The sequence below is a fragment of the Streptomyces albidus (ex Kaewkla and Franco 2022) genome, from assembly GCF_013870515.1.
Lineage (GTDB): Bacteria > Actinomycetota > Actinomycetes > Streptomycetales > Streptomycetaceae > Streptomyces > Streptomyces albidus.
In genome coordinates this window covers 1-7,397 of record NZ_JACBXA010000268.1, presented here as the reverse complement: position 1 = coordinate 7,397, position 7,397 = coordinate 1, and the positions used below count along the sequence as shown (strand labels likewise).

6 protein-coding genes are annotated in these 7,397 nt (G+C 70.8%); all 6 read right to left on the bottom strand.

Annotation, left to right across the window (positions count from 1 at the left end):
* Positions 1-126: 126 nt before the first annotated feature.
* Entirely contained in the window at positions 127-2,355 is a 2,229-nt protein-coding gene (locus tag H5J26_RS26200) for an RNA degradosome polyphosphate kinase (protein ID WP_181768441.1), read from the bottom strand.
* Positions 2,356-2,570: 215 nt separating this feature from the next.
* A complete protein-coding gene (gene mshD / locus H5J26_RS26195; RefSeq protein ID WP_181768440.1) occupies positions 2,571-3,476 on the bottom strand; it encodes a mycothiol synthase in 906 nt (301 codons plus the stop codon).
* A 90-nt stretch (positions 3,477-3,566) separates the two neighbouring features.
* On the bottom strand, positions 3,567-4,175 hold the full coding sequence (locus H5J26_RS26190; protein ID WP_181768439.1) for an NADPH-dependent FMN reductase: 609 nt from the start codon (positions 4,173-4,175) through the stop codon (positions 3,567-3,569).
* A gap of 118 nt (positions 4,176-4,293) precedes the next feature.
* Positions 4,294-5,766, bottom strand: a complete 1,473-nt coding sequence (locus H5J26_RS26185; protein ID WP_309238075.1) for a HAMP domain-containing sensor histidine kinase — start codon at positions 5,764-5,766, stop codon at positions 4,294-4,296.
* Complete coding sequence (locus tag H5J26_RS26180; protein ID WP_181768442.1) at positions 5,763-6,485, bottom strand: response regulator transcription factor; 723 nt, start codon at positions 6,483-6,485, stop codon at positions 5,763-5,765. The genes H5J26_RS26185 and H5J26_RS26180 overlap by 4 nt, the downstream gene beginning before the upstream one ends.
* 186 nt (positions 6,486-6,671) lie before the next feature.
* Positions 6,672-7,397: S1C family serine protease (locus H5J26_RS26175; RefSeq protein WP_181768438.1), on the bottom strand; the 726-nt coding region annotated here is incomplete at its 5' end.

Sequence of the window (7,397 nt, the reverse complement as noted above, 5' to 3'; positions counted from 1 at the left end):
CCACAGGCCCGGCCGTGCCGGAGCCGGGGCGGCCGCCCGACCGTCTCCCCTTGCCCCATCACAACCCCCTTACCGCGCTCGTCCGGCTCGCTCCGCAAGCTCGCGCCCGTAAGCGCTGTAGGTGTGTCATGCCGCCGGGCCACGGCGGCGCTTCCGGCCCTCGATCAGCGATTCCTGGATGTTGCGCAGCGGCGCTCCGTCCGAGTCGTGGGCGTGGCGTGTCCATTCGCCGTCCGAGCCGAGATGCCAGGAGGCGGTCGCGTCGCCCATCCCCGTCTCGAGAAGCTTGATCAGCGAGGTGCGGTGGCCGGGGTCGGGGACCCTCACCAGCGCCTCGATACGGCGGTCCAGATTGCGGTGCATCATGTCGCCGCTGCCGAGCCACACCTCCGGTTCGTCACCGTTCCCGAAAGCGAATATTCGCGAGTGCTCCAGGAACCGGCCGAGGACGCTGCGCACCCGTACGTTCTCGCTCAGGCCCGGAACCCCGGGGCGCAGCGCGCAGATCCCCCGCACCCACAGGTCCACGGGCACGCCCGCCTGGGAGGCGCGGTAGAGGGCGTCGACGACGGTCTCGTCGACTATCGAGTTGAGCTTGAACCTGACGAAGGCCGGCCGCCCGGCACGGTGGTGGGCGATCTCCCGCTGGATGCGCGAGACCAGTCCGTCCCGCAGCGAGGTGGGCGCCACCAGCAGTCGCCGGTAGGTCTCCCGGCGCGAGTATCCGGACAGCCGGTTGAAGAGGTCGGACAGGTCGGCGCCCACCTGCTGGTCGGCGGTCAGGAGCCCCAGGTCCTCGTACAGGCGCGCGGTCTTGGGGTGGTAGTTGCCGGTGCCGACGTGCGCGTAGCGGCGCAGCGTCTCCCCCTCCTGGCGCACCACCAGAGAGAACTTGCCGTGTGTCTTCAGGCCGACCAGCCCGTGCACGACGTGGCAGCCGGACTCCTCCAGCTTCCGCGCCCACTTGATGTTGGCCTGCTCGTCGAAGCGCGCCTTGATCTCGACCAGGACCAGCACCTGCTTGCCGGACTCCGCGGCGTCTATGAGGGCGTCGACGATGGGTGAGTCGCCGGACGTGCGGTAGAGCGTCTGCTTGATCGCCAGCACGTCGGGGTCGCCGGCCGCCTGCTCCAGGAACGCCTGTACGGAGGTGGAGAAGGAGTCGTAGGGGTGGTGCAGCAGCACATCACGCTCGCGCAGCGCGGCGAAGACGTCCGGCGGCTGCGCGGACTCCACCTGTGCGAGGTCGCGCTGCGTTCTCGCCACGAACTTGGGGTACTTCAGGTCCGGCCGGTCCATCGCCGAGACGATCCCGGACAGCCCCGTCAGGTCCAGCGGGCCGGGCAGCGGATAGACCTCCGCTTCGGAGACGTTCAACTCGCGTACCAGCAGCTCCAGTACGTACGCGTCGATCGACTCCTCCACCTCCAGCCGGACCGGCGGTCCGAAGCGGCGCCGCAGCAGCTCCTTCTCCAGCGCCTGGAGAAGGTTCTCGACGTCGTCCTCCTCGACCTCCAGGTCCTCGTTCCGCGTCACACGGAACATGTGGTGGGCCAGCACCTCCATCCCGGGGAAGAGCTCCTCCAGGTGTGCGGCGATGACGTCCTCGAGCGGGACCCAGCGGTGCGGCGACGCCTCCAGGAAGCGCGACAGCAGCGGCGGAACCTTCACACGTGCGAAGTGCTGGTGCTGGGTCACCGGGTTTCGCACGACGACGGCCAGGTTGAGCGACAGCCCGGAGATGTACGGGAAGGGGTGCGCCGGGTCGACGGCCAGCGGGGTGAGCACGGGGTAGATCTGCTGCCGGAACAGGGTGAAGAGCCGGGCCTGCTCCTTCTCCGTCAGCTCGCCCCAGCGGATCAGGTGCAGTTCCTCTCCGGCCAGCGCGGGCGCGATGTCCTGCTGGTAGCAGCGGGCGTGCCGTTCCATCAGCTCGCGCGAGCGCGTCCAGATCTGCTCCAGGACCTCGCGCGGCTGGAGCCCGGAGGCGGAGCGCGTCGCGACGCCGGTCGCGATGCGCCGCTTCAGGCCCGCGACCCGGACCATGAAGAACTCGTCCAGGTTGCTCGCGAAGATCGCGAGGAAGTTGGCCCGTTCGAGTAGCGGCACCTCGCGGTCCTCGGCCAGCTCCAGCACCCGCTCGTTGAAGGCGAGCCAGCTGCGTTCCCGGTCCAGGAACCGGTCGGAGGGCAGTTCCTCCGCATGGCCGTCGGCGGAGATCTCTCCGTGCTCCCGGTAGACGTCCGGGTCGGAGTCGAGGTCGGGGTCCAGGTCGGGGACGGTCCCGCCGGCGGGGGCTACGGGCGACGTGGGGTAAGGGACGTGTGATGCGGCACGTGACACGGGCTCGCTCATGCACCCATTGTTCCCCGCACCGGTGACTCCGGTAGGGGTGGCGAGGGAACGAGCGGACGGCTGCATTCGACGATGCTCGCAAGCGCGTCTGAATCGATGGTTACGCGCACATGGCCTCCGGGCGAGCGGCATGCCACCGGAACACGATCACCTCCGGGCTCCCGCACCGCCCACGCACCGGCCGGCGGCCCGGCTGCGCCGGCGGCGAGCCGGGGTCAGCTCTCCGTGCGGTACATCAGGTCCGTCTCGTGCGTGCGGAAGCCGAGCCGCTCGTAGACGCTCACGGCCGCGAGGTTGTCGGCGTCGACGTAGAGCATCGCGGTGGGCAGCCCCCGGTCCCGCTCCAGGTGGCGCAGCCCGATCGCCGTGAGGGTCTTGCCGAGCCCGCCGCCCTGCGCGGTCGGTGAGACGCCCAGCACGTACACCTCGCCGAGCTGTTCCGCGCTGTGCACCTTCGTCCAGTGGAAGCCGATCAGTTCGCCTTCCTGCTCGGCCAGGAAGAAGCCCGCCGGGTCGAACCAGGCCTCCGCCTTCCTGTCGTCGAGGTCCCGCTGGGTGAGGCTGCCCTGTTCGGGGTGGTGAGCGAAGGAGGCGGCGTTCAGGGCCAGCCATGCGGCGTCGTCCTGGCCGGGACGGAAGGTACGCACGGTCACGCCCTCCGGCAGCACCGGCTCGGGCAGCGGCGGGGTGGACGCACCGGTCAGCGGGCGCCGCATCTGCCGCAGCTCGCGGAAGAGGGAGAGGCCGAGGACCTGCGCGAGGTGGCGGGCCGCGGGGTGGCCGCCGTGGGCCCACACCCGCAGCCGCTTGCCCGACTCCTTCAGCAGTGCCTGGCCGAGCTGGCGTCCGTAGCCGCGCCCCCGTTGCGACGGGTGCACCACCAGTTCACCGGTGGGCGGTTCGACGGGGTCGGCGTCCTCCAGCTGTGCGTAGCCGAGGAGTTCACCGTCCTCGCGCAGCAGCAGGTGCCGGACGCCGGGGCGCGGCCCCCCGCGCAGTTGCAGCCATCCTTGCTCGGACAAGGGTGACTGCCCGTCGGCACGGGCTGCCTCGTCGAGCAGCGACTGCGCCTTCCGTACGACCTCGGCCGACGCCTCGTCCACAACCACCACGTCGCTCATGGCCATGACTTTACGAGACGCGCCCGGGGCTCCACGCCCCGACCACCGCAAACCCCCGAACAGGGCGAGGGGGCCGGGGCGGTGAACCGCTCAGGCAGCCGAGGAATAGGGGAACTTCGCGCGGGCGTCGCGCAAGGCGCTGCCCCACCATTCGAGCTGGCGGAGCATCCCCTTGGCGGCGGCGTTGCTGCCCTCCTCGTCGCGCGGCCGGCCGTCCTCCGAGAATCGCTCCCAGGCCATGTGGAAGCTGAGGGTGTTGCGGACCGTGACGGCGTGCAGCTCGGGGAAGACCTGGCGCAGGTGCTCCACGGCCCGCTGGCCGCCCGCCATGCCGCCGTAGGAGACGAATCCGACGGGCTTCGCGTGCCATTCGCTGTTGAACCAGTCGATGGTGTTCTTCAGTGAGGCCGGGAAGCTGTGGTTGTACTCCGGCGTGACGATCACGAAGGCGTCCGCTGCGGCGAGCCGTTCGGACAGACCGGCGCGCACGCGGGCGACATCGGGCGGCACCGTGGCCCTGAAGTCCGGGAAGGACAGGGGCAGTTCGTGATCGGCTTCGGCCAGGTCGATGACGTCGACCTCGTAGCCGCCGTAATTGCGGGCCTCTTCGGCGAACCAGTCCGAGACGGTCGGCCCGAAGCGCCCTGCCCGCACGCTGCCGACGATGACTGCCAGACGCAGCGGTTCGGTGCTCTCCATGGGGGTCTCTCCTCGACGCGGTGACGTGTGCGCACGTGTCCACGTGCGCTTGCCGTTCGTGGCAGACCCCAGGCTCGTACCTGAAGTTAAGTTGAAGTCAAGCTATGACTCCGGCGCGTCACTCCGGGCGCTCGGGGGCGGGCCCGCCCGGCCCGTTCGGGCCGGGCGGCTCCTCCGGCAGCGGCGCCGCGGACCCCGGCAGGCGCAGCACGGCCTCCGTGCCGCCGCCCTCGTCCTGTGCGGGCTCGAGCGTGACCTCGCCGCCCGTCTGCTGGACCGTACGGGCCACGATGGACAGGCCGAGTCCCGACCCGGGCAGACTCCGCGCGGACGGTGAACGCCAGAAGCGGTCGAAGACATAGGGCCGTTCTTCCTCCGTCACCCCGGGTCCGTGGTCCCGTACGCGCAGGATGCCCTCGCTCAGCGCGACCTCCACGGTGCCACCGAGCGGGCTGAACTTGACCGCGTTGTCGAGCAGGTTGACCACCGCGCGCTCCAGTGCCGCCCCTTCGCCCCGCACGTACCAGGACGCCGCCCGGACCGTGATCGTGATGCCCTTGCTGCGCAACCGCACCCGCTCGGCCGCCCGTTCGGTGAGGTCGTGCATGGCGACGACGTCGACCCTCGCACCGCCGGGCGCCGCCTCACGGGACAGCTCCTGCAGATCGCCGACGAGCGCCGCCAGTTCGCTCATCTGCGCCCTGACGGACTCCAGCAGCGCCCGCCTGTCCTCGGGCGGCAGCGACCTTCCCGTCTCGTCGCTGCGTACGAGCAGTTCGATGTTCGTACGCAGCGAGGTCAGCGGCGTCCGCAGCTCGTGCCCGGCGTCCGCGATCAGCTGTTGCTGCAACTCCCTCGAGGAGGCGAGCGCTTCGGTCATCGAGTTGAACGAGCGCGACAGACGGGCGATCTCGTCGTCTCCCTCGGCGGGGATGCGCACGCCCAGATCCTCCGTACGCGCGATGTGCTCGACGGCGTCGGTGAGACGGTCGACGGGGCGGAGCCCCGCGCGGGCGAGCGCGACTCCGGCGCCCGCCGCGGCCAGCACGCCCGCGCCCCCGACCAGGGCGAGGATGAGAGCGAGGTTCCGCAGCGACCGGTCCGTCTCCGTCAGCGGACGCGCCACGGACACCGCCACGTCGGTGCCCTCGACGGGGCTGGTGAGCACCCTGTAGTCCGTGCCGGAGCCGTCGAGGCTGCGGGCGGTGTGGACCGACTCGATGCTCGTGTGCTCGGCCACCGCGATGTCGCCGGGAGCGACCTCCACCTTGTTCCCGACGATGACGCAGCTCTTGCCCTGCCGGTCGACCACCTGGACCGTCGCGTCGAACGGGTTGGGCGCACGCTCGTCGGCCGGGGAGCACTGCCCCGAACTGACCTGCCCGACGATGAAGCTGGAGTCGACGCGGTTGTTGTTGCGCAGCGACTCGTCGAGCGAGCCGATCAGCTGGGCCCGTACGAGGAACCAGCAGGCCGTCGCACACGCCGCCACCGCGAGCGCCACCGTCACCGCCGCCAGCAGCGCCAGCCGCGAACGCAGGGGCGGGGTGCTCAGCTTGGGCCGGAGCGTCTCGGCGCGGGGCAGCTTCACGCCCCGTCGTCCTTGAGGACGTAACCGACACCGCGGACCGTGTGCACCAGCCGCGGCTCACCTCCCGCCTCCGTCTTGCGCCGCAGGTACATCACGTACACGTCCAGTGAGTTGGACGAGGGCTCGAAGTCGAAGCCCCAGACCGACTTGAGGATCTGCTCGCGGGTGAGCACCTGGCGCGGGTGCGACAGGAACATCTCCAGCAGCGTGTACTCGGTACGGGTCAGCTCCACGATGCGCGTCCCCCGCGTCACCTCACGCGTGCCCAGGTCCATCCGCAGGTCGCCGAAGCCGAGCGAGCCCGGCGAACCGGTGCCGAACTGCAGGTCGGCGCCCGCCTCCGCCAGTTCCTGCGCGTAGGAGTTGCGGCGCAGCAGCGCGCGGATGCGGGCCAGGAGTTCGTCCAGCTCGAAGGGCTTGACCAGATAGTCGTCCGCTCCGGCGTCCAGCCCGGTGACGCGGTCGCCGACCGTGTCGCGCGCGGTCAGCATGAGGACCGGCACGCGCCGGCCGGCCGCACGCAGCCGGCGGGCGGCGGTCAGCCCGTCCATGCGGGGCATCAGCACATCGAGCAGGATCAGGTCCGGCTCCCACGACGCGGTCTTCTCCAGCGCGTCCATGCCGTCCACCGCGAGCGCCGTGTCGTACCCCTCGAAGGTGAGGCTGCGGCGCAGCGCGTCCCGTACGGCGGGCTCGTCGTCGACGATCAGCACCTTCATGGGCTCAAGCTTCGCATCAGCGGCGGGGCCGGGGTCGTGCGTGGGCGAGTGGTGGGCGGCCGAGTCGCGGGCGGTCGAGTCGTGCGCCGCTGGATCGACGGCGTGACCGGAGGCGCCGTACACCCGGTGGGCGCCGTAGCCGTCGGACCAGCCGTACTGGACGGAGTCGTCTTGTATGCCCATGCCTCAGTTGCCCCCGGCTCCGGAACGCATGTCGCCGAGCACGTCCTTGACCGAGTTGACTGGGACGGCGAAGCCCAGCCCCACGCTGCCGCCACCGCCCGCCGACGTTCCGGAGCCCGAACCGGAGGAGTACGTCGCGGAGTTGATGCCGATGATCCGGCCGTCCATGGTGGCCAGCGCACCGCCGGAGTTGCCGGGGTTCAGCGATGCGTCGGTCTGGATGGCCTTGTAGGTCGTCGTGTCCTTGCCCGGGTCGCCGTTGTACGTGCCTCCGCCGAACTCGAAGGGCCAGTCGCCCCCTTCGTATCCCTGACCGCCCTGACCGCCCCCGCCTCCGCCGTCCTCGTTCCGTACGGTCACTTCACGGTCCTTCGCGGAGACGATGCCGCTGGTCACCGTGCCGGACAGCCCCTCGGGCGAGCCGATGGCGACGACCGGGTCGCCGACGCCCACGTCGTCGGAGTCACCGAGCTTCGCGGGGGTGAGGTCCTCCACGTCTCGGGCCTTGAGCAGGGCCATGTCGCGGTCGGCCGCCCTCCCCACGACGTCGGCGGACGCCGTCCTGCCGTCGTGGAGGGTGATGCGCACGCTTTCCGCGTTCGCGACGACGTGGTTGTTGGTGAGGATCTCTCCGTCCTCGGAGATGATCACGCCGGAGCCGGTGGACTGCCCGCTGCCGGAAGTCGCCTTGATCTCCACGACGCTCGGGCCGACGGAGCGGGCCACGCC

Bases quoted from the DNA above. Each gene is read 5' to 3' on its own strand.
- mshD (WP_181768440.1), bottom strand. From the start codon at position 3,476: ATGAGCGACGTGGTGGTTGTGGACGAGGCGTCGGCCGAGGTCGTACGG.
- H5J26_RS26190 (WP_181768439.1), bottom strand. From the start codon at position 4,175: ATGGAGAGCACCGAACCGCTGCGTCTGGCAGTCATCGTCGGCAGCGTG.
- H5J26_RS26200 (WP_181768441.1), bottom strand. From the start codon at position 2,355: ATGAGCGAGCCCGTGTCACGTGCCGCATCACACGTCCCTTACCCCACG.
- H5J26_RS26180 (WP_181768442.1), bottom strand. From the start codon at position 6,485: ATGAAGGTGCTGATCGTCGACGACGAGCCCGCCGTACGGGACGCGCTG.